This is a genomic window from Planctellipticum variicoloris, from assembly GCF_030622045.1.
In the GTDB taxonomy this organism is placed as follows: Bacteria; Planctomycetota; Planctomycetia; order Planctomycetales; family Planctomycetaceae; genus Planctellipticum; species Planctellipticum variicoloris.
Genome location: NZ_CP130886.1, coordinates 1,644,296 through 1,669,877, shown reverse-complemented (window position 1 = coordinate 1,669,877; position 25,582 = coordinate 1,644,296). Strand labels below are relative to the sequence as shown.

Below are 25,582 nucleotides of genomic sequence, written 5' to 3'. Positions count from 1 at the left end.
TTACTCGTCTGCCAGGGGATGCCCTGCAGTCAATTCGCGTGCATCGCTGTTGTTCCGCAATCGGCGGGGCGGGGCGGGATGATCCTCAGCCAGATCCGTCGCCAGGGGATGGGTCCCGGCCCTCAGTCGCGAGACTGAGGGGACGGAGACGCCATCCCCGGACGGACCACCGGAGTTCCGATCGCCCCGGAAGGAGGGACGTCGCGCGAGTTCTCGCGGAGACGTCCCCGGCGGCATTGAGTCGACCTCCGGCGACATCGACTCATAGGCCGCCTGCACAATGCCCGACTGTTCAACAGGCGCTGCCTGCTGAAGAGTCAGGGACTTTTCGAGCAATTGTTCCAGCCGGTCCAGGCGGGCGCTGACCGGATCTGCGGAGGCCGGTTCAGGCGCCCCGCCGGCAAAGGCCATTTCCTGGATGACGCCGTTCTGTTCGTCCCGGATCTTCAGCCTGGAGTCCATCGGAATCGTCGTCTTCCGCAGCATCTTCATCGAGTCGGGCGAGTTCGCCACGATGCCGGAGCTGTCCGACATCCAGACGCTCGATCCCGATTTGGCGGACGTGACGTCGGTGGACTGTTCGATGGTATCCACCACTTTTCGTCCGGGCAGGATGACCGAAGCGGTCTCGGAAAAGATCGGCTGCCCCTGTTTCGGAGTCAGCCGCAGTCGCAGCGTGCAGGAAGTCTGCTGCGACCCCGGGCGAGTGTAGGGGATGAAGACGCTGTAGGCGGCGCCCAGCGACGAATTGGTCAGGTGCATATTCCACGCGCCGCTGTCGAAATCCCAGAGCCGGGGAACCGAGCGTTCTTCCAGTGTTCCCTGATCGTCAAAGACGTAGATCCGTACGTCGCCATCGACAGCCAGGGGCGTCGTATTGACGCCGGACAGGAAGATAATCTGACCGGCAAAGCCCCGGCACGGCAGGCCGTCGGGATCCCGGCCAGTTGAGGGCTGCCACAGGCAGAGGACCTGAACCGCCGGGTTATTGGCCGTTGCACGGGCGATCCGGTCCTTCGACCAGGGGAGTCCGATCGTGGCGCAACCGGACGCCGCCAGCAACAACGGCAGAAGCAGGATGGGGGCAAAGCTGGGCCGGGGAGTCGTCATCAGTCATTCACTTTCGAGTCAGCGCGATTTCCGCGAACCGAAACCCGTGATTCGTGCGGGCGACCTTTCGGCGACCCGGTTATCCCCCCAACGGTTCGTCCGTCACTTCGACTTCTTGGGCGCCGAGAGCCACGGAATTCGAGATCGGGGCGGCGTTGGTGCGGCGGCAGCTCCGCGGCCCTGGGAATTTCCGGTGGAGCTCCGGGCATTGAGCCGTTCCTGCTCCCAGAACTGTTCCTGACCGGAGACGGTCTGGATCGCGGAATCACGGATGGGCTCGCGACGGGCCTCAGGTCCCGGGGCGGGGGGCAGTTCGGCGGGTCCCGGCAGCGACATGGGCGTGCCGTGGATGGCCGGCTCCCATTCAGGAACCGCGCCGGGGGCCGGCGGCGTCGAAGGAATCTCGTACGATTCCGGTCCCGTCGTTGGCGGGGACATCATGTCGAGAGGAATTCCCTCGGCCCCCGGCACCGATCGCAGCGGGCCGTGGACTTCTTCGAGTTCCGACTCGATAAAGTGCATCCGGGCCATTTCGACGTCCTTGATGACCTCGGCTTCGATGTCATCGCGAACCAGTCGCGGCGTCAGGAAGATCAGGAGCTCGGTCCGCTTGGTGGCTCGCGAGTCATAGCGGAAGGCGTAACCGATGATGGGGATATCACCCAGCCAGGGGACTTTTCGCTCGGAGGTTTCGTTTGACGAGGTGATCATGCCGCCGATGACCACGGTCTGCCCGGAGGGGACGCTGACGGTCGTCACCGCCGACCGGATGTCGCGAATTGGCGACTCGATCACGTTGCCGTTGGTCGCGTCGGTGAAGATCGGAACCCCTTGGGCGAGGAACGCGCTCTTTTCCGCATTCACATACATCACGATCTGACCGTCCGGATTGATCCGCGGCGTGACGTTCAGGATGATGCCGGCTTCCTGCTGCGTAATCTGAGGATTGGCGAGACCTTGGGCCGAGATCGTGACGCCGTTGACAATCGGAACGACCTGTCCCTGAATGATCTGAGCCTGCTGGTTATCCAGCGTCCGGATCTGGGGGCGGCTCAAGACCTGGACCCGGCGCGTCGCCGACAGGGCACGCAGCAGGACGCTGACCGCATCGGAGCCCGCCGACAGCACCAGGCCGCCGTATCCGAGATCCCCGTTGGTTCGTCCGAGCGAGAAGCTGCTGAGGGCCTGCGAACCCACGGTCTTCTGATTGTTGGAGTTATTAGTTCCCAGCCCCAGCACGGGATTGGCAAAGTTGAACCCGGGAGAGGCTTCCTGAGAAAGTACCGTCTGCGTCGTCGTTGTGCCGCTACTGGTCTGATTCGTCGTATTCTGAAACAGCGCGTTGGTGATCGTACTGCGGCCGAAGAGGATCGGATCCTGGAAGCCCAGTTCCACGCCGAATTCGTCGTTGTTGTCGAGTTCGACTTCCACCAGCAGGGCCTGGATGACGACCTGCTGCGGGGCGGCGTCGAGCTTCTCCACGATCATCATCACGCTGTCGAAATAGCGGGGAGTCGCACTGATGAGCAGGCTGTTGTTGACGGTCTCGGGGACGACGATCACTTCGCGTTCGAGCTGTTCGACATTGCTGATCAGATTCGGATCGTTCTGACCGAGCTGCTGCTGCGAAGTCAGGAAGTTCTGCAGCGAGGTCGCGATGTTCTGAGCCGGACTGTTCTTCAGCCGGTAGACGGCGTTCTTCCGCGACCGCAGGTCGCTTTCGTCGAGCCGCAGCAGGATGGCTTCCACCACCTGCAGAGCCTCGGCGCCGCCGACGGCGATCACGCTGTTGGTGCGGGTGTCGACGGAGAACTTGAGCGGAATGAGACCGCTGTTGGCGTCATCGGCGCCCGCGATCAGGACGCCGAGTTGGTTGCCGGCGCGCTGCCCCCCCTGGTTGCTCTGGCCCTGCGTCGGAAAGAGCGCCTGGAGTTGCGTCACCATCAGTTGGGCGTCGGCGTTCGCCAGCGTGAAGACCTTGATTTCCGCCACTGCGGACGTCGGCCGGTCCATGGCCCGGATCAGTTCGCCGATCAGTCCCAGGCTCTGTTCCGGCGCCGAAACGAGCAGGCTGTTCATGCGGGCGTCGGGAGTGATGCGAATATCCGCCAGAATTCCCGAGCGAAGTTTTCGCTCGCTGGTGCCGTCGGTCGCCAGAAACTGCAGGACCGCGGACCGGGCGTCCCGGAATTCATCGCTCACCTGTCCGCCGGAAACCCCCTGCAGAGCCCCGCCAGCCTGCCCGCCGGCGTTCGACTGCGGCGGCGCGAGCACGCTTTGAATCGCGGCGTTGAGCACCTGAGCAAGTTCGGTGGCCACGGCGTTTTTCAGCGAGAAGATCTGAATCTGGCTCACGGCCCCCGATTCGCCTTTGTCGAGCTTCTCAACCAGGGCGGTAATCTCATCCAGATCTCGGGGCCGGGCGCGGACGACAATGGAATTGGAACGGGGATCGGCGACGACCAGGGGTTTGGCGTCGAGTCCCTTGCGTTCGTTGTAAAACTCCTTGATCAGCTCCGACACCTTGGTGGCGACCGCCGACTTCAGCCAGAAGACTTGAAACTCGGTCGCCGGATCGACGGGCTGATCCAGTTCCTCGGCGAGATCGAGGATCGAGGGCAAGTCTGCCGCGGGGGCCACAATGAGCACCGCGTTGGGCTTGGAGACCGGAATGACCGCCACCGCCTGGCGGGGTTGAGTCGCCAGACCGGGGAACTTGGCGAGCTGTTCGTAGACCGTCGTCAGCAGCGTCGCGAGAGAGTCGGAATCGACGTTTCGCAGATACATCAGGTGGACTTCGGGAGCCGCCCCTTCGCTGAGTTTTTCCAGCTCGCGAATAACCTGCATCACCTGCTCGACGTCCTTTTCACCGCCGCGCAAAATCAGCACGCCCAGGTCCGGCACCGCTTCGATATTGACTTCGCCTTTCAGGTTGCCGAGGACTTCCTTCTGGATCTTCTCATCCAGCTTCGGGTTGCCGGTCTTTGGCATAGCAGGTCGGGGGGCGTCGTCGGCTTTTGGCTCGGTCGCTTCCGGCGCGGGCTCCTCGCGTTCCTGATCCTGGGCGGCGAAGGCGCGATCGATGCTTTCGTCGTCGTCGAGTTGCGCGAGAGTCGCCCGAGCCGGGGCTTCGCGCCGCGCCCGTCGCAGTTCATTCAATTCGTCGGGAAGTTGCGCGGCGATCTGGCAGACGTACTTGGAGCTGGCGACCAGCCGCGTCGGATGGCCGTCCTTGCCGCCGTCGATCAGCTTCAGCAGCTTGACGACCGCCCGCACATCCTCATCGGCGGCGTCGATCAGGAGCTCGCCGTTCTCTTCATCAATGCTGATCGAAAACTGAATCCGCGGTTCCATGCCGGCGGCGTCATCGCTGGCGACGGCGAAGACGTGGAAAGCTGGCAGTCCGTCGATGCCGCTGTCGTCAAGTTTGGCCCGTGATTTAAAGGCTTTATAGACGGCTCGGGCCAGTTCGGTGGGCGTCTGACGACGGACGCGATAGGCCAGCGTCTGCGAGGACTTGGCCGGCTCTTCTTCAAGCATCGCGGCGGTCACACGCGGCCGGTTCGAGCGGGCCGGTTCGGCGTATTCCTCGTGCTGGACGGTCCGGACGCGCTGACGGGGCGATGCCGTCGCGGATTCGATTTCGGTGGCAGGCGCGGGCTGTCGGCGGAGCGGCTCAAACTTGCGTTGATAGGGAGAGGGGGATTCCAGGGCCTGAGTGGGGGCCGCCGGTGCAAATGGCGGCGGGGCATGCGCCGGGCCGATGACTGCCGGCTGATAGCGCGGCCGGGTCGAGGGAATATCGATCAGGAAGAGGTACTCTCCCTTCTCCAGCAGGCGGAATCCCTTGGGTTCGATTTCGCTGTTGATGATTCGGACGGCTTCGTTGCGGGTGTATTCCCGTCGGTCCAGGCGAGTGAAATTGCCGCTCGGCACTTTTTCCGCAATCAGCTTGGAGCCTGACTGCTGGGCCAGTTCCTGCAACACCTTCTGCCACGAGGCAGCCACGTGATTCAGCTTGACCAGCGATTGCCGGGCTTCTTCGGGGACCGCCGTGGGGACCGGGTCCGCCGCCTGCAGGTTTCCTGCGGGAACCATCGTCAACTGGCTGGCGCAGAGCATGCCGATGACCCAGCGACGGCCGTGATGGACCGACTGCAACCAGAGTCCCCGCAGCGTGTTACGGCGCGATGAGGGTTCTGCAGTCCGTTTGCGGCGAAAGGCTTCCATGCTGATTCCGAGGCTAGAGGCCAGCGGGAGATTTACGAGCGCACTCCGACTCGTACAGAATCTCTAATCCCGCTTATCGGCAGATCCGGAAAACTCACTTCAATCGAAATCCCAAACGCATGTTCCCCATATTCACAGACAGGCAGGCCGAACGAACGGCGGTCGGCGCGGTCGATCGCTTGCCATCACTGTGGTCTCCCGCCGTCAAGAAGTCGCCGCTTGCGAAACTTGCCGCGATCCGACAGGGTAGAACGTGCGTTCCTCAGCGATCCGTCCCCCCTTTCGAAGAACTGTCAGGAGTCACGCATGGGTTCTCTTCAAGTCGTTCCCAGGGCGAATCTTACGAAGCCGTTCGGTTTGCTGGCGTGTCTGCTGACGGTCGCGATTCTGGCGGGCGGCGGGCGGCTCCAGGCCCAGGAATCGGTGCTTGAGAAGTCGCTGGAGATGAAGCTGCCGCTGATGATGGTGAACGCGGCGAGTTTCGACCGTCTCAAGGAGTCCGCCGGAATTGTTCTCCGGCAAGGAGCCCGCGCGGAACTGGAGGAGCAAATCCAGAAATGGATCACCGGAACCCTGCGAGACGTGAACGGCCTTGATCGGACGCGTCCGATGGGTCTGATGTTCTTCATCAAGCCGGGGCTTGCTCCCGGAATGACCACCATTGCCTATCTGCCCGTGGAAGACAAAACGAAGGCGCTGGATACGCTGGCGACGGTGGGCGGGGCCACAGGACAAGTTCGACCTGTCGACGGTCGCTCAGACCGCTACGAGATCGACTACGGATTCGGACCAAGGCCGACCGTGATCCGCATTGAAGGGAAGTACCTGTTCGTTCTCGATCCGACGAGCGAACCCGAGGATCTCGAGCGGGATCTCCCCGATCCGGAAAAGCTCGCGGCCCGGCTGACCGACCGCTACGACGTGGCCTTTTCGATCATGATCCGGAACGTTCCGCCGGCGCTGAAGACGATCTTCCGCGAGTACTTCAAGGCTCAGATTCAGGCCGAGATGCAGCAGAAGGACGACGAACCGGATGCCGCCTACCGCCTGCGTCGAATGAACGGTCAGTCATTTCTCGATTCCGTCGATCGAATCGTGCAGCAGGGGGAAGAAGGGACCATTGGAGGACGCGTCGATCCGGCGACGTCGAAGGCCACGCTGGAGTTTGACATCGCCGGCGCCCCGGACAGCAAACTGGCGAAGTACTTTCAGGACATCAGCGGGAAACGGAGCGCCTTCGCCAATCTGCTGGACAACCCGTCGACTCTGACGCTGGCCGGCTCTTCCATGTTCGATCAGAGGCAGCGCAAGATGCTCCAGGAGTTTTTTGACGCGTCCGAACAGGACCTGGCGACCCGCGCCGCTTCGAATGACCTCGAAAGTCTGCTGGAAGTCACGGGACCACTGTTCAAGGTCTTCCGGGCCGCGGTCGAGAACGGTCACTTCGACGCCATCTTCCAGATGACGGGTGAGGAACCGGAGAAGTACGTCGCCGTTGCGGCGTTCCGTCTTCCCGGCGGCAGCAAGTTCCCCGAGCAAGTCCAGGCGTTCATGGAACGGGCGAAAGAGGCCGGCGCCGACAATCCGAACCTGCAACGGCTGGAGATTGCTGCGGACTCGATCGGCGACGTCCCGGTCCATCGGCTGAAGGTGCCGCTGAATGATCCGAACTTCGCCCGTCTGTGGGGACCGGAACCGCATCTGTATTTCCATGTGACGTCGCAGGCGGCCTGGCTGGCCTTCGGCGGCGACGCGGCTCTGGAATCGCTCCGCCACAGCATCGATCTGGCAAGTCAGCCGGTCGATCCCAAACTCGACCGCCGCAGTCGCGCGCCTTTGCAGTTTGTCACGCATATGTCGCGATGGATTCCGCTGGCGAGCGACGATTCCTCGAATCCGGGGAACCGCCGCGATGTGCTTGACGCCTCCTTTGGTGCCGGCGGGGACGCCATTCGGGCAGACATGCTGCCAACGGACGCCGGGATTCGGCTGACCGTGGAGTTCGAGGAAGGGACGTTGAGCTGGCTTGGCCGAGTCATCGGCATTCGCGTCGACGAACGCGCCGAACGCCAGCGGAATCCGGCGCGGCCGGTCATCCGCCCGCAGGCGCCGGAACAACCCGATTTCTGAAGGTCGTGTGAAGACCTCGTCATCGTTTCAATCAAGCAGCCCTGCGAACTCCGTCGCAGGGCTGCTTTGTTTTTTGATGGGGATGGCGGAGTTGCGAACTCCGGACAAAGTCCGCCAAAAACTCATCGCGACTGCCTCAGAAACTTCATGGTCGCGAGATATCACTTTTCCCAACCGCGGGATTGAGTTCGAGACAGGCGATCCTGCGCGGGTCGGAGGCAAGTTTGAGTCTTCGACTTCGCCTCTGAGACTGCGACGGCGTTGCCGAAACACTTTTTCAAGGCGGTGTAAGTCGTTTCTGATTTGTTGGTTACGCCGAATTGCCGGGGAAACATGGGGGTTCGGCATGCTGAATGCTTCCTGTTTCTCTTAACCTGCTACGAACAGTTTTCAACGCAATGGTCCGTTTGGCAGAAGAATCCGGTTTTTGAGGTCGCTTGCTGAATGCGGACTTTGTGGATCGAAAACGCCGCCAGGGTCAGGAACCGTCGTCATCTTTGTCTTCGCAAGGTCGTGAACCAGAGATCGGCCCCTTGACCAGCCCGCCTGTTTTGCTGCCGAGAGCAACTTCTTATCTCCCACTGTGAAGAGCTGACACGTACGTGACCGGTCTGGAGGAACGTCCTCCGGGGTCGGTGTGCGCTGGCGGTACGTTGCTGCGGATGCATGCCACGTGCCTTCGGCGCTGCGGAATCGGACTGCAAACGAGTCCGCAACTTGCTGTGCAAAGGAAGGTCGTCATGTTGCTGTTCAAGAGAACCGCGAAGGATGCTGGACGCGTCTCGCGGTCTGGATTTCTCGGCATCGAGTGCCTCCGCGAGCTGTGCCTCCTCTGCGGGGGAATCGCAGTCGTCATGGGTCTGATCAATGGGGCCGCGGACACCGGTCGCGATCAGTTGACGACGGCGATGCGGGCCGGCGCGGCGGCGGAGGCGCAGCCGGATCTGCCGATCTACCGCATTGACCTGATGTCGAACCCGAACGTGGTCTGGATCAAGCGCGGGGATGTGGGCATCGAACAGGTGTCGCTCGTCACCGGGCAGGTGCTGGACCGGGTCCCGACGTTCGCCTGCAATGTCGCTGCGTCGGCTCACAGCCGTGACGGGCGAGTCCATGCCTGCGGGACGAATCCCGGCGGACTGACGATCGTTCGCGACGGGATCACGCTGGTGGACGAGCCCGATCCTGCCGTGACCGGTTCGGTGGTCAATCTGACGGTGGCTGCCGACGGCTCGCGGGTCGCCGCTGCCGACGATAAGCAGCGGATTCTCATCTGGAACCTGGCGGCCTCGCCGCCGGACCGACTGGCGATTCGCCTGGAAACGTCTCCGGTGCTGGTGGACTGGTCGGTCGATGGGAAGCGACTGCTCGTCGGCTGCGGAAACGGGGTCGTGAAGATGTTTTCGGCGGACGGCGAACTCGTCTGGTCGCAGAAGCCGGACGATCACCGGACCACCGCAATCGCCTGGTCGCAGGACGGGACTCGAGTTGCCGTCGGTCAGTATGGCGGCAACATCATCGTCCTCGACGCGCGGGACGGCGGGTTGCAGTGGCGGTCGTGGCACGATTCGATCCAGGTCAGCTCCGTGACGTTCGCCCCGGACGGGGAGCGGCTGGCCGCTTCGGGCTTCGATCGCACCGTGGACGTCGTCTCGGCCGCCGACGGGCGGCGCCTGCAGAGGATGCCGGGGCACTACGACATGGTTCGCGCGCTGCAGTTTCTGCCCGACGGGGACCGCATTCTGTCCGGAAGTCTGGACGGTACGCTCCGCATCTGGTCCGCCAGCGCCGGGCGACAACTCCAGAAGATGTAGTGGCCGAGACTGCCTTTTGAAGCGGATTGCAGATACGCGAGGCCGTTCCGAATCGGGACGGCCTCGCGTACTTTCATGGCCGTCGCTTGCTGGTTCACGATGTCGGACTCCGTCTCCGACTGCTTGCACCCGCAGTGCGGAACGCGGATTCGCGGGAAATGCGAACTTGCATCTTGACTCTGCAGACATTCCGACTACATTGTGTGGGTCGGCATCGCGAATCGAACTGATTTCCCTTCGCTTCTTTCCCGTCAGTCTCGCTTGCCGGCGGATTGCGTGTTGCGCGCGGCGCCCCGAATCGCTTTCACGATCCGGGCGTTGCTCTGTTCGCGTCGCACCGCGCATGCCCTTTCATCGCCGCCGAAGACCATCGGTCAGTCACGCGTTTTCAGAGAGGCTGCCGGCAGCGAAGGCGCGCCATTGAGCGCCGTTTCGTCGCCTGAAGTTTCGAAGGAGGATCTGCATGCCGATCTTCAAGCACGCAATTGCCAGAGCCTGCGAAGTATGTCGGGCAGTCGTTTCCGGATTCCGATGTCTGAGGGAGATCTTGTTACTCTGCGGCGGCATCGCGGCAGTCCTGGTGATCGTCGGCTGGTCCGTCGAAGTCGAAGACTGGCAATTAACGACGGCGATGCAGGCCGGGGCGGAGGCGAAAGCCCGTCCGGATCAGCCAATCTACCGGATCGACCTGGCGCCCGATGAGAATGCCGCCTGGATCCGGCGCGGAGACTCAGGCATCGACAAGGTTTCGCTGGCCACCGGCCATGTGCTGGATTCGATTCCGACCGCCGGCCAATATGTTCCCGACGCCGCACACAGCCGTGATGGACGGGTTCATGCCTGGAGCACCGCTCCGAGATTTCTCACCATATCTCGTGACGCCGTCATTCTGGTCGACGAAGCAGAGATCGATACGATCGAGAACGTGTCGTTGACTTCGAATGGATCGCGTGCGGCCGCGATCGATACGTTTGGCAGAATTCTGATCTGGAATCTGACGGAGTCGCCGCCGAGCCGGAATCCCTTGATGCTGGAGGCGATCCCTCAACACGTGGAGTGGTCGCCCGACGGGGAGCGGCTGGTCGCCGGCTGCGGCAACGGACTGGTATCGCTGCTGCGGTCGGATGGCAGGACGGTCTGGGCGCGAAACTATGACCAGCATAGCACTACCGCCCTGGCGTGGTCGCCGGGCGGGGCTTGCGTGGTCGTGGGACAGCAAGGAGGCGATATCATCGCGCTAAACGCGGAAGACGGCGCGCTCCGGTGGCGGTCCCGGCAGGATTCGATTCAGGTGAGCGCGGTAACGTTTTCGCCGGACGGGGAGCGGTTGGCGGTCTCGGGATTCGATCGATCCGTGGTCGTCATCTCGGCGGGCGACGGGCGACGATTGCAGAGGATGCCGGGACATTACGACATGGTGAGCGCTCTGCAGTTTCTCCCCGACGGCGACCAGATCCTGTCGGGGAGTCTGGATGGTACGCTCCGGATCTGGTCCGCCAGCGCCGGGCGTCAGTTGCGAAAGATGTGATTCCTGCTGGCCGGCCCAGTGCGTCGGGTCAGTCGTGGGAGTGTTCGGCTCCCGGGAATGCTCCCGATTTCACTTCCGCGACATAGGCTTCGACGGCCGACGTAGCGACGGCGCGCAGGTCGGCGTATTGCTTCAGGAACTTCGGCCGGAAGCCGTTCGTCAATCCGAGCATGTCGTAGCTGACGAGCACCTGCCCGTCGCAATCGGGGCCGGCGCCGATGCCGATCGTCGGAATGCTCAGCTCGCGGGTCACGCGTGCGGCGATTCCTCGCGGAATCAGTTCCAGCACGATTGAAAAGGCTCCGGCCTCTTCGGCGGCCTTGGCGTCCGCGAGCAGGGCCTCTTCGTCACGCTGGACGCGGGACATTGATCCCAGCTTCCGCACCGATTGAGGCCGCATGCCGATATGACCCATCACGGGGATATCCGCGGCAGCGAGCGCCCGGATGGTCTCCGCCTGCGCGACGCCCCCCTCCAGCTTCACTGCGGCGGCGCCGGTTTCCTTCAGGACTCGACCGGCGCTCGCCACCGCCTGCTGAGGACTGACCTGATACGACATGAACGGCAGGTCGACAATCACCATCGCGTGCTTCGCGGCTCGGACCACGATCTCGCCGTGGTAGATCATCTCGTCGAGCGTCACGGGCAGCGTGGTCGATTTTCCCTGGACGACCATGCCGAGCGTATCTCCGACCAGGATGGCGTCGACGCCGGCGGCGTCGAACATCTCCGCCCACGCCGTTTCGTAGGCAGTCAGGACGGCGAGCTTCCGGCCCTGAGTCTTGGCCGCGACGAACCGGGGGACTGTCATGGGAGACCGACTTCGCACTTCAGACATCATGGTTCCGTTTTGCGACAGCCACGTCGCCAGAGAACTTGCGAACTGACGGCGGGACTCATGTCCGCCGGATTTGAGTGTACCCCGGCGAGACCGACACTCCCACCTTCCGTCCGGAAGCGAATCCTGGACCTCCGCGCAAATTGCGACATTCGATGGCAGGACGGTCAATTCTGCATCAGTTGCTGCAAAAGGCGGCGCAGCAAAATGCATCGCCCGGCAGGAAACGCGTCGACTGACCTTAGAGTTCCCCTGTCACGCCAATTTGGAGGCAGTGATAGTAACCTGTTCTGGGGAAAAGCGTTGCGAATATTTTTCGGAAAAATTTCGACGTGGTGAGTCGAATGGCACGCTGCGTGCAATAGTTATTCTTCCGTCCGGTGGGGCAGGCGTTGGCCCGCACTTGCAACACCGGAAAACCTCGAAGGCGTCCTGAACTGATCCCGGTTCAGGACGCCTTCTTGTTTTGTATCAGCCCAGCTTGACGCGTTTTCCCCGCACTTCTACCGTGCATCGAACGGTTCCGATGCGATTGCCTTTTCGGGCAATCTCGAACCGTCGGGAGCCGCGGAATGGACGGTGCTGAATCCGGTCGGCCGACGCGTGTCCGCTTCGGTGTTGTCGCCGCCGCCTGCGCCATGTCCATCGTCCTCTACCTCGACCGGGTCTGCGTGGGGATCGCCCAGCCGTATATTGCGGAAGACCTGCAGCTCTCGACGGGACAGCTCCAGTGGTTTCTGAGCGCCTTTTTCTGGTCGTACGCGCTCGGACAGGTTCCTGCCGGCTGGTTCAGCGACCGTTACGGCCCCCGGCTGATGCTGACCATCTACATTGTGGCCTGGTCGTTGTTCACCGCGTTTCTGGGCCTTTCCGCGGGCTTCATTTCGCTCGTCGTCCTGCGACTGGGGATGGGGCTGGCTCAAGCGGGTGCGTATCCGACGGCCGCCGTGATCGTGAGTCGCTGGACTCCGATTTCCAGCCGGGCGCGGGCCAGCTCGTTTGTCGCGTTCGGAGGACGGCTGGGGGGGGCGATCGCGCCAGTTCTGACGGCGGCGCTGATCGTCGCCATCCTCCCGCTGGCGATCAGTTCGTACTCGGAAGGTTCGCTCCTGCGGCCCGGCAAGGTGGTTGAGTGGTGCCGCGTTGTCCTGTCGGGCGTTGAGACCGCTGACAGCAAGCCCCCTTCGGAGTCACCGCAGGCGGCAATTTCGCGGCGACTCTGGTCGCTGCTGGATGACTCGGCGCGTCAGCAGATTCGCGTCTCCGCGGCGCTGGAATCCCCGGATGCGGCAAGCCCCGAGCTTCAGCAAACGGTTCGGCAGCTACTCTCGGACCCCGCTTTCTTCGATGACACCTTGTTCCAACAGGTCCGTCTGCAGGGCGAGGCCCGATCACTGGCGAATCGGCTCGGAGCTTCGAGCACGGGACTGTCGCCGGAGGAAACCGTCCGGCTGAATCGGCTGGCCTTTGAGGCGGCGTATCCGGGAGTGGCCTCTCAGGTCTACCGCTTCGGCTGGCGGCCGGTGATGTTGCTCTACGGGGGGATCAGCCTGGCCGTCGCCGGCTGGTTCTGGCTGGCCGTTCGGGATCGCCCGGAGCTTCATCCGCGGTGCAATGCGGCCGAGCGGCATCTGATTCGCCCGGAATCGCTGGCGACGGCATCCACTGCGGCGGCCACCCAGCCGCCGTTTCCCTGGAAGGTCATCGTGCAGAATCTGAGCCTCTGGGGCTCCTGCGGTTCTCAGTTCCTGACCAATGTCGGCTGGTTTTTTCTGGTGTTTTCCCTCCCCGCGTATCTGGCGGAGGTGCACCGGGTTTCGCTGGTCCAGCAGGGCTGGATGACCATGACGCCCGTGGGAGTTGGCATTTTCGGCATGCTGATCGGCGGCTGGTGGACCGATGCGGCGACGCGACGATTCGGCCTCAAATGGGGCCGGCGAGTGCCCTTGCTGATCACACGGGGGACCGCGGCTCTGGGCTATACGATTCCGATGGTACTGGTTGCGCTGGTTTCCCCGGAGACCGGTCCGAAATGGCTTCCGTGGGCCTGCGTCGCCGGGTTTTCTCTGGTGGCGGTATCGACGGACCTGGGGGTCGCCCCGACGTGGGCGTATTGCCAGGATGTCGGCGGCAAGTACACGGGGGCGGTTCTGGGGTGGGGGAATATGTGGGGCAATCTGGGGGCTGCGATGGCGCCGTTGCTTTACGGACTGGTGCTGACGAGCGTCGAAGGGCCTGCCGCCTGGAACGCGCTGTTCGGGCTCTGCATCGGCTCATTCGTCCTGTCGGGCGTGTGCGCTCTGGTGATTGACGCCAGTCGGCCGTTGCCGATCGAGCCGGAAACAGGCGTCGCCTGACTCGGTTGCCGGTCGCTGGTCGGCGCTGCTATCGTTCCTTGGAACCCTCAGCGGAGATGATGTGTCTGACATCAGAGTCCGTTTGTAGATACTTCCTGCCGTGGATCGGAGCGTCAGCGTGACTGAGCGAGTGGTGATTATCGGATCCGGGCCGGCCGGCTGGTCGGCGGCCATTTATGCAGCCCGCGCGAACCTCACGCCGCTCCTGTTCGAAGGAGCGATGACCCAGGAAAACTATCAGAACGGGACTTTGCCGCTGGGGCAGCTCAATCTGACGACGGAAGTCGAGAACTTCGCGGGGTTTCCGGCGGGCAATCTGTCGCAGTTTCTCGATACGGCGATCGCCCCGGATCGCCGGAAGACGATGGCGCCGCATGGCGGGCACGGCGTCAGCGGGCCGGAGCTGATGGAGCTGATGAAGCAGCAGGCTCTCAATTTTGGTACGCGGGTCGAGACCGACGACATCGTCAACGTCGATCTGTCGAAGCGTCCGTTCGTGCTGACGACGCTGTCCGGAACGACGGTCGAGGCCCATTCGATCATCGTCGCCACCGGCGCCCGGGCCAATTATCTGGGACTCGAATCCGAGGACAAGTACAAGAACCAGGGGGTTTCCGCGTGCGCCGTCTGCGATGGCGCACTGCCGCGATTCCGCAATAAGCCGCTAGTTGTGGTGGGCGGCGGCGACAGCGCGATGGAGGAGGCTTCGTACCTGACGAAGTTTGCTTCGACGGTCTACATCATCCACCGCCGCGACGAATTCCGCGCCAGCAAGATCATGGCGACGCGAGTGCTGGAGAATCCGAAGATCAACGTCAAGTGGTTTTCGAAAGTCGAGGAAGTGCTGGGGGACGAGAAGGCCGGGGTGACGGGTGTCCGGATCAGCAACGTGAAGTCCGGGGAGACGGAGGTTCTGGAGGCGGGCGGCATGTTCTGCGCCATCGGGCACACTCCCAACACCGCCTTCTTGAAGGGTCAGGTCCAGACTGACGACAAGGGTTATGTCGTTTACACGGAGCCGTTCCGGACGAACACCAGCGTCGAGGGGGTTTTCGCCGCGGGCGACGTGGCCGACAGTTACTACCGGCAGGCAATCACCTCGGCCGGCACCGGCTGCATGGCGGCTCTCGACGCCGAACGCTGGCTTGCCGCCCAGGGCCACCATTAGACGCCGGCCGCAGATTTGAGTTGTGCTGTCTTTGTCTCCGTGGACGACGCCCCGACATCTTCGAAGACCCTCACTCAGGCCCTCTCCCACTGAAGACAGCGGGAGAGGGGACAAAACTCAAAGACGCACTGTTCCAGAATCGATGCCGCTGATTTTGACGCCGTCCCGGGTAAGTATCCCGGGCTCTGACAGCCACCGGCTTGTCCCGATGCGATGGTGTCGAGCGGACGACTCGTTCGGATTCGTTCCATTCGTAGTTCAACGCACTGGCGGGCAAGCCGCCGGTGGCAAACAGTCCGGTCAGACAGCGACCGGCAAGGAGCTCGTTCGATGCTGACTCAAGCTGGTTGTCTCGCACGTCGTCAACGCCTGTGGCAAGCCCTGCCGGAAACGATGGAGTGGGTGCTCGTCGCCGATCCTCGGCACGTCCATTACTTCTCCAACTTCTGGGTGAATCCGCTCAGTTTTTCGGCGGGCGAACGGGCCTGGCTCGTGCTGGAACGGTCGGGGAAGGCGACGCTGCTGGGCGACAACTTCACCCTCCGCTCGCGCGCCGGCGAACCGGTCGTCGACGACGAAATCATGGTCCGCTGGTACGACCACCAGCACTCTGTCATCAATCGCGATCATGCGCTGCTGCAGGCTGCCGAGCAGTATGCCGAAAAGCTCTTCGGAAGAGCCGGCGCCGTCGAGGCGGAATGGCTGCCGGTCGGCGCTTTCGAACTGCTGGGGCTCGATCACGAGCGGCACTCGGTCCGGCGGGAAGCCGGCGACTCGACGAAACAGCTTCCGGTTGATCTGGGGACGGTGATCCGGCGACTTCGGCGGACGAAGGAAGCCGACGAAATCGCGCTGTTGAAGGAATGCATGCGGGCGGGCGAAGCCGGCCAGGCCCGCGCTCGCGAAATCGTTCGTCCGGGAGTTTCCGAACTCGAAGTCTTCCTGGCGGTCCAGGAAGCGTCCATTCGCGCCGCGGGGCGTGCCGGACTGATCTACGGGGACTTCCGAGCCGCGACTCCGACTCAGCCCAAGGTGGGGGGGCTGCCGACGGATTACAAACTGCAGGCCGGGGATCTGTTTATCCTGGACTACTCCGTGGTTCTCGAAGGCTATCGGAGCGACTTCACCAACACGATCGCCGTTGCAGAACCGACTGCCGAGCAGCAGCACTTATACGACACCGTCATGGCGGCGATGAAGTCGGGGGAAGAGACACTGCGGGCCGGAGCGCGGGCGGCGGATGTGTTCGACGCCACGGAGCGCCCGATTCGCGAGGCGGGACTGGCCGAGCGATTCAAGCACCACGCCGGTCACGGCATCGGCCTCGCGCATCCCGAAGCGCCGATTCTGGTCCCTGAGAGCGAAGATGTGCTCGTCGCCGGCGACGTGGTGACTCTCGAACCAGGGCTGTACGTCCCCGGCATTGGCGGCGTCCGGAACGAGCACAACTATCTGATCACGGTGAACGGCTACGAGCGACTCAGCAATCACGTGATCGCGCTGAAGTAGAGGCCGGGTCGACGAGCGGCAACGTCTTTCGACGCGACAGAAATCGTGCGGCTGCGGACGTCATCGATCGGTGTCAATCGGCGCGATTGTCAAGCGCAAAGAGGGTTGTTTTCGGGAAGCCGCGGAGGTCGTTTTCACGGCGTTTTCTGCCATTGTTTGCCGCGATTGCCAGACTCTATAATTGGTCGCGTCAGTCGCTCGCCACAGTGCCGAAGGAAACGCCGATGCTCGTGAGTTTCGCCCGGCCGGAAGTCGCAGACCTCATGCTGAGGGTCTTTGATCGTCCGCTTCATCCGGAGCTGTTCGAGTGCCACGGCCTGGCGCGTCTGACTCACGAAGAAGGCGTGCTGGAGATTCAGCTCTGCCCCGCCGGCCACCTGCTGACTTTTCGCCGGGGGCGGCAGGTCCTGACGGAAGCGATCAGCGAGCGTCAACAGTCGCTGCCGCAGCAGAAGCGGGTGATGGAGCACCGGCTGCGCGGCTGCCGGACGCAGTCGTTCCCGTGCGCCGGCGTGAAGTACAGCGTGGGCTGCCAGCTTGAGAAGCTGGATGTCGACGTCTTTCAGCGGATGCACGAGGAACTGCTCGAAGACTCGCTGAAGGCGGATCTGGCTCAGATTTACCCGAGCGCCAGCCGGTTTTCCCCGAGCGCCCTGAGCGTGGTGCGGGCGGATATCTGCGACTCCAGCCTGATCGTGCATGCGTTCCATACGTTCCCGGACGACTGCGCCATCGTCAAGACGCAGTCGTTGATCGAGCTGCGGTGAGTTTCGCGGCGGAAGTCGCGGAACGCTGCCGGCGGGTCTGGCCCGAGACCGTCGACCGGGTCATGGGACAGATTCTGCTGCGGCACTTCTTCTGGTACCGCAATCATCCGGCGGCAATCGGAGACACGGCCCGTACATTTCCCGATCTGCTCAGCGGAGATCTGGCTCGCGTCTTTGCGCCGATTCCCGAAGCGCTCGATCTCGCCACTCATCATGCCGCGTTCATTGAACGTCCTTGGGGCGTTGCCGAGGATCTGCGATTCGCCAGCCTGATCGATTCGCCGCATCCTGAGAACAACGTCGTCTGGTGCCGCCGCTGGCGACCGGCACACGAGGACCGCGGCCTGGTGGTCGTCGGCTGCGACGGGATCGTGCAGGTCGGGTGCCGCTGGTTTACCCGTCTGTCGCAGCAACTCACCCCGGCGGGCATCGGCGTGGTCATGATGGACTCCGCCTACAACTTCCGACGCGTCCCGGCCGGCTTTCGTTCGGGGCAACTGATTGTCCACGGCGACCTCGACCATCAACTCAGCGTCGCGCGGCAGAGCGTGCTGGATCTGTGGCAGGTGATCCGCAGTCTCCAGGCCGAAGGCAAACGGGTCGGGCTCGTCGGCTGCAGCTATGGCGGCTGGCTGACGCTGATGGCATCCCTGCTGGCGGCGGATCTCGAATTCGCCATCGCGCTGGCGCCGCCGGTCGACATCGCGGCCCTGCTGGAGTCCCGCAGTCCGTTCGTGCATGCGGTGCAGCGGGGGCTCCAGGCCAGCCCGCACCTGATCGACCGCTGGGAAACGGCGTCCCGCGCCGTACGGCTTCCACTCTGGACGCCGCAGCTTCCGGGCTCCGCGATCACGCTGCATCTGGCGGAGTACGATCGGTTTGTGCCGACCGAATCGATTGCGCGGCTCGCGGAGAGCTGGGGGACTCAGCTCGTCCGGCACCGCGACGCCCACTACCGCATCACGTCGCGAGCCGAAGTCCGCCAGCAGGTTGCGGCGGAAATTCTGCAGAAGTGGCGGCATGTCTGACGTGCGACCACTTTGGTGCGCCTGAAAATTGTGGACTTCCGGCAGCACGTTGCCCAAACGCAACGTAGGGTTCAGCAGACGACGATTTCCGTTCCTGGAGAAGTCGTCGCAGGCAACGGCAGAACTTTCGCCGCGGAGACTGCACCATGCTGGGAACTGTCGCCGACTGGATGAATCCCCGTTTCCCGACGCTTCAGGCGAACGTCACAATCGCCGCCGCCCGGGCCTTCCTGGTCGAGCACGCGGCCCCGGACGCTCTGGTCGTCGATTCCGCAGGCCGGCTGGCCGGTGTGATCACGGACTACGAGATTCTGAAGGCCGAGCTGATCGGCGAGGCCGCGGACACCCCTCTGGAATGTCTGATTTCCCGCGTCGTCTGGACGCTGTCGCCGACGGATGACCTGCACGTCGCAGCCGCGCGGTTTCGCGACGGTCGACACTCGCTGGCAGCCGTGATTGACGGCGACCGGCTGATCGGCGGACTGCGCCGGCAGGATGTGTTGCGAGCCGTGGATCACTACCGCCAGCAACCCGCTCTGCGAGATTGCGTCGAACGGCGTTTCGACACCCCCGCGAATCGATTTGCGGCGCCCGCCGAGCACCACGCCGACTTCGCACCCGCCTGCGACTGATCTGCCGCTAACGGGCGTCATCGAAACGGGTCACGTCGTGGTAACGCCACGTCCCGCCGTTCTGTCGGGCCAGCTTCTGCAGGAAATTTTCCGGCCCGTCGAGCGCAGCGCCCTCGCCAAACTCAATGGAGTGAATTCGGGCGCGGCCCCGATTGAGGTCGGCGACATGCTTGAGATCTTTGGCCGACATCAGCGGCTCACGAGCATCCGTCAACAAGAACAGCACGTCCGGGTTTAACTTGAGGCTCACTTGAATCGCGTTCATACGTTCGGTGCCCAGGTTCGGCTGCAGCGCGCTGATGCTCTGGCGAGCCAGGGTCTTGTAGATGTCCGTGGCGAAGTAGAGAATCGGCTTGTTCTCGCCCTTGAGTCGCAGCGGAACCGCCTGCTCGTTGAAAAAGACGACTTGAAACTGCTGCGCCGAATCGAGCGCCTGCAGGCTGGAGACGAGCGCCGACTTCGCAACCCGCATCGCACCGTGCTCGCTCATGCTTCCCGAGCAGTCGATCACGAAGACGATCCGGGTGCCCTTGTCTTCGACTCCCATGAACGCCGCCCCGGGAGTTCCGGAGGCGATCATCTCCCCGGGAGTGCGCACTCCCCCCGATTTGACGACATCGCGGGCGTCGCTGACCGGGGCTAATGGTGATGCAACGCCGGCCCCGACAAGGGGGCTTGGTGTCGAGCTGGGGAGGGTCTCGGAGGGGACGTTGGGGAGATTGGGGAGTTCGGACGCAACTTTTGCGTGTTGATCGGGTTTCGTCTGCGGTCGAGTTTCCGACGGGTCGCCGGTTGTGCTTTCCCGCGGTTCCTGCTGCGGGGCCTCGACGAACTCGCCCCGCTGTTTGACGACGATTCCGATCTCGCGGGCCGGTTCGTCGCTGAATCCGACGGGGGGGCGCTCCTGGGATTGCAGCCACAGGGCCAGCGCCAGCAGCAACAGCGCATGGACTCCGACGGACAACACCCAGCTCGGGAACATTGTCCAGCGCGGGACCCAGTCCCGAATGCTGGTTGAAGTTGCGGTCCGGGCCGGGCTGGTCAACATGCAAAGGACTCCTGAGGCGATCCCCCCCGAAACTTCGCTCCAGAGGCTTTCTACGCAGGTGCCGGACAGACGTCAACGCGAGTTCTCGGCAGGCGGCGAGGTTCGTCTTCCCGGAAAACACCCTAACAGATACTCTCCGCACGCTTTGCGCAACATTGTTTCACGCGGTCGTCATTCGATCATGCCGCACATCCCGCCAGATCGCGACAGGAATCTCCCGAGCCAGTCGGGCCGCTGGCGGTCCGTCTGGATCCTGGCGCTGGTCACGTCGGCGGGCTGCCAGTCGATGGGTCTGCCGACGGAGTGGGGCGTCGGGCATGCTCCGTCCGCTCTGGAGTCGTCGCCGGAGAATTCGTCGAAACCGGCGGCCGGCGCCGTTGCCAAGGCTGATGGCGAGACCCCGGAACTGGTGGCCCGCTTGCGGCCGATGCTGGCCGACGGCATCTGGTCACTCGATCCCGCCTGGTCGTTGCTCGAAGCGACCACCGATCCGAGCCGCTTCGGTCCCGCGTTCACCCCCGGATTCCGCTGGCGATTCGTTCCCGCGGGACCCGCTGCGGAAGCGGCTCCCGCCTCGCTGATCGCGCAGCAGCGGCCATCCCTGGCGATGCCGGTTCCCACTGAATGGGACTGGCTGTTCCGCGGCGGCAGTCCGCCGACTACGGCGGAGTCGTCTTCAAGTCTGGTGATTCCGGCTCTGCAGCATCTGGCCAAAGAATCGACGGCGGCCGGCATCAATGCCTCCATCCTCCTCTGGAGGAGTTTTCCCGCTCAGGCGATGGACCGGAGCGACGTGCGGGAGCTGCTGGTGCTGACCCCGCCGACCGCGAGCCAGCCCAACCCGGAGTTTCTCAAGTTGCTTCCGCGGCAAGCGGCGCTGGCGGAGGCGTGGAGCAGTTGGCTGGCGACGCGGTCGGGAGATCCCGAGGCTGTCCTGGCTCCGGCAGGTCGCGCCCTGCAGCGTCCGGACCTCTCGGACGATGCTCGAGGGGGACTCTGGCGCGGGGTGGCGCTGCGAATCTCGCCGGCGCAGATTCCGGGGCTTCCCGAGGCTCTGGAAGTGGAAGCGGGCGGGTTCGGCGAAGGGCTGCGGCAGTCGGCTCTGGAAGCCTGCCTGATTCACGCAGCTCGACACTCGGGACTGAAACCAGACTGGCCGCCGCAGCTCTGGCTGACTCGATTCGATCCGGATCCGCGCGTGCGACAGGTCTTCGGTCGCTGGCTGGCGGTCGCGAACCAGTCCGATGCCGTCGCCATACTGGCTTCGCAACGGCTCGACGCCGACGACACCGTTCGTGAAACTGCGATCGCCAGTCTGGGACTGGTGCGGACGGAAGCCGCCCGCCAGGAACTGCATCGGACCGCCAAGAAAGAGAATGAAGCGCTGCGCGCGCGGACCATGCCGGCGCTGGCGACCTGGGAGTTCCGCGATCTGGAGCCGTATTTGCGAGATTCGGCTCCGCGCGTGCGCGCCGCGTGCGTTCGAGAACTGCACCGCTATCCTCAGCTTCCGGCAGTGACGGCGCTCCGCGACGCACTGGAAGACCGCCATCCCGAGGTCCAGTCGGCGGCGCTCGGCAGCATTGCCAGATTGCCCGATACGCTGGCGACGCCCCTGCTGCTGCACGCCCTCCGGGCCAGCCTGCTGACGATTCGCCGCGACGCGGTTCCGCTCCTGCGGACCCGGCTGGGATTCGAGCCGGTCTTCCCCATCGATGGCACGCAGCAGGAACGGGAGCAGGCGCTGGCGGAACTGATCCGGGCGCGCGGCCTCTCGACGGAGTTCTGGACGGCGCTCCCCGGCCTGTCGCAATCCAGCGTCGGCCCCGAACGTCCCGATTCAACGGGGGAGATTCAGGGACTTGTTGAAGAGTACCTGGCCCTGGCGGCGCCGGAAGATGCTGCTCCCGACCTGGTCGATCGGCTGTCCCGCTGCGACGCGGCGTGCGTACCGGTGTTCGAGCAGGCGCTTGCCGGGAGGTCGGGACGGACGGCGGAAACACTCGTGACGGAAATCCTGCCGCGGCTCGATCCGTCCTATGGCGCGCTCCACGATCTCCGGTCTGCGGATGTCGGGACGCGGCGGGCGGCGATGCGAAAACTGCAGCTCGCCGGCGAACGGGGAAGTCTCTCGGAAGCCGTCCTGGCGCGTTTGAAAGAATGCCTGCTGGTCGAACAGGATCGGTACGTCTGGCAGGCGGCGGTGCAGGGAATTCTGCCCGATTCGCGAGAGCCGGCCGCTCAGATCGCGCTGCTGGCGATGCATCATGCCTGGCCCGACATCCGCCAGCTCGGGCTGCAATACATCAGCCGGCGACCGCAGCCGACGTATGGACTCTGGCTGCTGCCGCTCCTCAGCGATCCGCAGGCGGAGATCCGCCTGCAGGCCGTGCGCCTGGCGGGACTTTGCCAGAATCCCATGCTGCTGGACGGACTGCCGGCCGCGGGAGACGCACCGGCGACGCCTGGGCTGCGGAGCCTGATCACGGCGCCGGACGCCGAAATGCAGGAAGCGGTGATTGTCAGCCTGTGCCAGCTCGGTGATGACGCCGGCTGCCAGGAACTGGTCCGTCGCTGTCACGCTCCGGAAACGGAACGTCGGCAGGCGGCGGTCCAGGCCATGGTCCGTACGGGGCGTCCGCAGTTTCTCGATCCGCTGATTCAACTCGCCTGGACCGAGTCGAGTCCTCCGGTCCGCCGCGAAATGCTGGCGGCGCTTTCGACTCTGGCTCCGGCGGACGATCGTCCGCCAGCGATCCGCCCGCTGGACTCGGAGGACCCACGGCCCGAGTCGGCGAGGGTCGAAGAGGAGTTGCGAGCCTGGGCGGAATGGCGGGAACAGCGTCGTGGTGGTGCGAAAACGTCGGCGTTGCGATAAATTGCTGTCTGGCGGCGGATCGTTCCGCATCGCGTCCCGCCAGGAGGGCCAGCGCCGCCCGGTTCACTGACAAGGATGAGACGACTTCATGACTACTGCGAATAACGACTTTCGTCTGGAGTGGCACGGCAACACGGTGGTGATCACCCCGGCGCCGAATGTCGAATCGATGAACTGGGATCTGATCGAGCAGGCGGCGGATATCGTCATGGCTCCGATCAAGGAACAGCAGTCGCCGATGGTCGTCGTCGATCTGAGCGAAGTGAACTACTTCGGGTCGGTCTTCCTGGCGCTGCTGCTCCGTTGCCATACGGCGGTCAAAAACCGGGGGGGAGAGCTGGTGATCTGCGGTGCGAGCAAGATGGCCCGCGAACTGCTCCGGATTACGGCGCTCGATACTCTGTGGGCGATCTACAACAGTCGCGACGAAGCCCTGGCCGCGGTCGATTCCTAGAACGTGGAGCCGTTTGCCGGTCCGGGAGAGTTCCCATGAGTCAGACTGATCCGTTTACTCGTTCCGGCGCGTCGCGCTCGACGTGGATCTGGGTCAGCGTCGTGCTGGTGACGGTGGCGGCCGCCGGTCTGACGGTCGCGGGGCCGCTGTCTCCGTTCCGAAAGCGCGCCGGAGACGTGCAGAGCGTTGAGATCGTGCAGGCGTTTCCTCACGATCCGGCCGCCTTCACGCAGGGGCTGTTCTGGTCCGGCGGGGCCCTTTACGAAGGGACCGGACAGTACGGCAAGTCGTCGCTCCGCCGGGTCGATCTGCAGTCCGGACGAGTCGAGCTGGCGGTTCCGACCGATCCGAAAGTCTTTGGCGAAGGAATTGCGGAACTGGACGGTCGGATCTACCAGCTCACGTGGGAAAACCACTTCGGGCTGATCTACGATCGCCAGACGTTTCAGATTGTCGGTTCCTTCCGCTACGCGGGGGAAGGCTGGGGGCTGACCACCGACGGAGAGCAGCTCATCATGAGCGACGGCTCCAGCACGTTGCGTTTTCTGGACCCCAGGACGTTCGCGGTCGCGAAGCGCGTGATCGTACGCGGGCCGGGGGGGACGGTCGACAAGCTCAACGAACTCGAATTCGTCAACGGCGAGATTTACGCCAACGTCTGGTATTCCGACCGGATCGCCCGGATTTCCCCCAAAGACGGGCGCCTGCTGGGCTGGATCGACTGCAGCCAGGTCTATCCGGCGAGCCGTCGCGGGCGCGAGGATGTCCTGAACGGGATCGCCTGGGATCCCGAACAGGAACGGCTCTTCATCACGGGGAAGAACTGGCCGAAGCTTTACGAGATCAAAGTCGTTCCGCCGCAGTAGCGCTGTCTCTGCGCGCGAGTCGTCAGTCACCTCGGGGGGCGGTGCCGAGCCTCCCTCATCTCACGAAAGTCTGCCGCCTCCATGAATCTCGTCGAAGCGATCCGCAGCCGCCGCACGGTCGGCAGTTTTCGTCCCGATGCGCCGGCTCGCGAGATCGTGCTGCGGGCGATCGAGCTGGCCTGCTGGGCGCCGAATCATAAGAAGACCGAACCGTGGCGGTTCTGCCTGATCGGCCCGGAGACATCGGCCCGGATCGTCGAGCTGAATGCATCGATCGTGGCGGCCGCCAGCGGCCCCGAAGCAGCAGAGACCAAACGTCGACAGTGGAGCGCCGTGCCGGGCTGGCTGGCGGTCACCTGCCTCAAGAGCGACGACGCGTTCCTGCAGGAAGAGGACTATGCCGCGGTCTGCTGCGCGATTCAGAATCTGAGTCTCGCTCTCTGGGACGAGGGGATCGGAACAAAGTGGTCGACCGGGGCTGTAACGCGGCATCCGGAGTATCTGCCGCTGCTGGGAATCGCCCCGGACCGTGAGCGAACCGTCGGATTGCTCTGGTATGGCTACCCTGCGGTTGTCCCGCATCAGACGCGCCGTCCGGTGACCGAGGTCTTGCGCGAACTGCCGTAGAGAGGTTCGAATACACAGGCTGTCATGAGCGAACCCGTCCCGCCCCCCTGCTTTCAGAACTGCGTCCCGCCCGGCGACGAGCGGGAGCGGCTGGTGTGCGGGGATTGCGGCTGGATTCATTACGTCAACCCGAAGGTCATTGTCGGGGCGGTTGTGACGAGCGGGGGAAAGTTCCTGCTCTGCCGACGGGCCATCGAACCGCGGGCCGGTTTCTGGACGATGCCCGCGGGCTTCATGGAAGAAGGCGAATCCGCCGAGCATGGCGCCGCTCGTGAAGTCTGGGAAGAAGCGACCGCCCGCGTCCGGTTGGATGCGCTGCTGGCGGTCTACTCGATTCCGGTCATCAGCCAGGTGCAGCTCATCTACCGGGGCGAATTGACTTTGCCTGGCTTCGCCCCGGGTCTGGAGAGTCTGGAAACCCGGCTGTTCGGCTGGGACGAGATCCCCTGGAATGAGCTGGCCTTCCCTTCAGTCACCTGGGCGCTGCAGCACTTTCACGCCGTCCGGGATCAGACCGCGTTCGCCCCGTTTACAGCCCCGGTCCTGTTTGAGTCCCGTCCGGGGCGGTAGTTCGTACGACTCTTCAGAGAGATTCTGG

At 63.8% G+C, this 25,582-nt stretch carries 18 protein-coding genes; 14 read left to right on the top strand and 4 right to left on the bottom strand.

From position 1 onward, the window contains the following. Positions 1–1,110 (bottom strand): hypothetical protein, encoded by a 1,110-nt coding sequence (locus SH412_RS06590; RefSeq protein ID WP_336522719.1) that lies wholly within the window; start codon positions 1,108–1,110, stop codon positions 1–3. Between the two features lie 102 nt (positions 1,111–1,212). Further along, on the bottom strand, positions 1,213–5,340 hold the full coding sequence (locus SH412_RS06585; RefSeq protein WP_336522718.1) for a secretin N-terminal domain-containing protein: 4,128 nt from the start codon (positions 5,338–5,340) through the stop codon (positions 1,213–1,215). A gap of 306 nt (positions 5,341–5,646) precedes the next feature. On the opposite strand from SH412_RS06585, the gene SH412_RS06580 reads away from it, so the two are divergent. The 3 genes from SH412_RS06580 (at position 5,647) to SH412_RS06570 (ending at position 10,812) form a co-directional block, all read left to right on the top strand. Next, positions 5,647–7,470 (top strand): hypothetical protein, encoded by a 1,824-nt coding sequence (locus tag SH412_RS06580; protein ID WP_336522717.1) that lies wholly within the window; start codon positions 5,647–5,649, stop codon positions 7,468–7,470. A 740-nt stretch (positions 7,471–8,210) separates the two neighbouring features. Beyond that, positions 8,211–9,284, top strand: a complete 1,074-nt coding sequence (locus SH412_RS06575; protein ID WP_336522716.1) for a WD40 repeat domain-containing protein — start codon at positions 8,211–8,213, stop codon at positions 9,282–9,284. Between the two features lie 547 nt (positions 9,285–9,831). Continuing rightward, positions 9,832–10,812: a WD40 repeat domain-containing protein gene (locus SH412_RS06570; RefSeq protein ID WP_336522715.1), complete on the top strand. Its 981-nt coding sequence runs from the start codon at positions 9,832–9,834 to the stop codon at positions 10,810–10,812. Positions 10,813–10,840: 28 nt separating this feature from the next. Here the strand turns inward: SH412_RS06570 and panB are convergent, their stop codons facing one another. Further along, positions 10,841–11,623 (bottom strand): 3-methyl-2-oxobutanoate hydroxymethyltransferase, encoded by a 783-nt coding sequence (gene panB / locus SH412_RS06565; RefSeq protein ID WP_336522714.1) that lies wholly within the window; start codon positions 11,621–11,623, stop codon positions 10,841–10,843. A gap of 599 nt (positions 11,624–12,222) precedes the next feature. On the opposite strand from panB, the gene SH412_RS06560 reads away from it, so the two are divergent. From SH412_RS06560 to SH412_RS06535, 6 genes are all read left to right on the top strand, one after another. Next, positions 12,223–14,007: an MFS transporter gene (locus tag SH412_RS06560; protein WP_336522713.1), complete on the top strand. Its 1,785-nt coding sequence runs from the start codon at positions 12,223–12,225 to the stop codon at positions 14,005–14,007. A 118-nt stretch (positions 14,008–14,125) separates the two neighbouring features. Next, positions 14,126–15,175, top strand: a complete 1,050-nt coding sequence (locus SH412_RS06555; RefSeq protein ID WP_336522712.1) for an NAD(P)/FAD-dependent oxidoreductase — start codon at positions 14,126–14,128, stop codon at positions 15,173–15,175. Positions 15,176–15,505: 330 nt separating this feature from the next. Beyond that, on the top strand, positions 15,506–16,684 hold the full coding sequence (locus SH412_RS06550; RefSeq protein WP_336522711.1) for a M24 family metallopeptidase: 1,179 nt from the start codon (positions 15,506–15,508) through the stop codon (positions 16,682–16,684). Positions 16,685–16,908: 224 nt separating this feature from the next. Beyond that, positions 16,909–17,451 (top strand): DUF2617 family protein, encoded by a 543-nt coding sequence (locus SH412_RS06545; RefSeq protein WP_336522710.1) that lies wholly within the window; start codon positions 16,909–16,911, stop codon positions 17,449–17,451. Further along, entirely contained in the window at positions 17,448–18,479 is a 1,032-nt protein-coding gene (locus SH412_RS06540) for an alpha/beta hydrolase family protein (RefSeq protein WP_336522709.1), read from the top strand. Before SH412_RS06545 ends, SH412_RS06540 begins: the two co-directional genes overlap by 4 nt. Positions 18,480–18,625: 146 nt before the next feature. Beyond that, positions 18,626–19,111 (top strand): CBS domain-containing protein, encoded by a 486-nt coding sequence (locus SH412_RS06535; RefSeq protein WP_336522708.1) that lies wholly within the window; start codon positions 18,626–18,628, stop codon positions 19,109–19,111. A gap of 7 nt (positions 19,112–19,118) precedes the next feature. Here the strand turns inward: SH412_RS06535 and SH412_RS06530 are convergent, their stop codons facing one another. After that, a complete protein-coding gene (locus SH412_RS06530; protein WP_336522707.1) occupies positions 19,119–20,159 on the bottom strand; it encodes a vWA domain-containing protein in 1,041 nt (346 codons plus the stop codon). 181 nt (positions 20,160–20,340) lie between these two features. Here SH412_RS06530 and SH412_RS06525 point away from each other — a divergent pair, with 181 nt between their 5' ends. The 5 genes from SH412_RS06525 (at position 20,341) to SH412_RS06505 (ending at position 25,554) form a co-directional block, all read left to right on the top strand. Next, on the top strand, positions 20,341–23,037 hold the full coding sequence (locus tag SH412_RS06525; protein WP_336522706.1) for a HEAT repeat domain-containing protein: 2,697 nt from the start codon (positions 20,341–20,343) through the stop codon (positions 23,035–23,037). Between the two features lie 88 nt (positions 23,038–23,125). Further along, entirely contained in the window at positions 23,126–23,491 is a 366-nt protein-coding gene (locus SH412_RS06520; protein ID WP_336522705.1) for an STAS domain-containing protein, read from the top strand. A 35-nt stretch (positions 23,492–23,526) separates the two neighbouring features. Further along, positions 23,527–24,357 (top strand): glutaminyl-peptide cyclotransferase, encoded by an 831-nt coding sequence (locus SH412_RS06515; RefSeq protein ID WP_336522704.1) that lies wholly within the window; start codon positions 23,527–23,529, stop codon positions 24,355–24,357. An 81-nt stretch (positions 24,358–24,438) separates the two neighbouring features. After that, positions 24,439–24,984, top strand: coding sequence for a nitroreductase family protein (locus tag SH412_RS06510; RefSeq protein WP_336522703.1), 546 nt, complete (start codon positions 24,439–24,441; stop codon positions 24,982–24,984). A gap of 24 nt (positions 24,985–25,008) precedes the next feature. Further along, positions 25,009–25,554, top strand: a complete 546-nt coding sequence (locus SH412_RS06505; RefSeq protein WP_336522702.1) for an NUDIX hydrolase — start codon at positions 25,009–25,011, stop codon at positions 25,552–25,554. The last annotated feature ends 28 nt before the right edge of the window (positions 25,555–25,582 follow it).

Coding starts and splice junctions, on each gene's coding strand:
- SH412_RS06525 (WP_336522706.1), top strand. CDS start 20,341: ATGCCGCACATCCCGCCAGATCGCGACAGGAATCTCCCGAGCCAGTCG.
- SH412_RS06520 (WP_336522705.1), top strand. CDS start 23,126: ATGACTACTGCGAATAACGACTTTCGTCTGGAGTGGCACGGCAACACG.
- SH412_RS06575 (WP_336522716.1), top strand. CDS start 8,211: ATGTTGCTGTTCAAGAGAACCGCGAAGGATGCTGGACGCGTCTCGCGG.
- SH412_RS06515 (WP_336522704.1), top strand. CDS start 23,527: ATGAGTCAGACTGATCCGTTTACTCGTTCCGGCGCGTCGCGCTCGACG.
- SH412_RS06580 (WP_336522717.1), top strand. CDS start 5,647: ATGGGTTCTCTTCAAGTCGTTCCCAGGGCGAATCTTACGAAGCCGTTC.
- panB (WP_336522714.1), bottom strand. CDS start 11,623: ATGACAGTCCCCCGGTTCGTCGCGGCCAAGACTCAGGGCCGGAAGCTC.
- SH412_RS06550 (WP_336522711.1), top strand. CDS start 15,506: ATGCTGACTCAAGCTGGTTGTCTCGCACGTCGTCAACGCCTGTGGCAA.
- SH412_RS06560 (WP_336522713.1), top strand. CDS start 12,223: ATGGACGGTGCTGAATCCGGTCGGCCGACGCGTGTCCGCTTCGGTGTT.
- SH412_RS06510 (WP_336522703.1), top strand. CDS start 24,439: ATGAATCTCGTCGAAGCGATCCGCAGCCGCCGCACGGTCGGCAGTTTT.
- SH412_RS06530 (WP_336522707.1), bottom strand. CDS start 20,159: ATGTTGACCAGCCCGGCCCGGACCGCAACTTCAACCAGCATTCGGGAC.
- SH412_RS06545 (WP_336522710.1), top strand. CDS start 16,909: ATGCTCGTGAGTTTCGCCCGGCCGGAAGTCGCAGACCTCATGCTGAGG.
- SH412_RS06505 (WP_336522702.1), top strand. CDS start 25,009: ATGAGCGAACCCGTCCCGCCCCCCTGCTTTCAGAACTGCGTCCCGCCC.
- SH412_RS06585 (WP_336522718.1), bottom strand. CDS start 5,340: ATGGAAGCCTTTCGCCGCAAACGGACTGCAGAACCCTCATCGCGCCGT.
- SH412_RS06590 (WP_336522719.1), bottom strand. CDS start 1,110: ATGACGACTCCCCGGCCCAGCTTTGCCCCCATCCTGCTTCTGCCGTTG.
- SH412_RS06535 (WP_336522708.1), top strand. CDS start 18,626: ATGCTGGGAACTGTCGCCGACTGGATGAATCCCCGTTTCCCGACGCTT.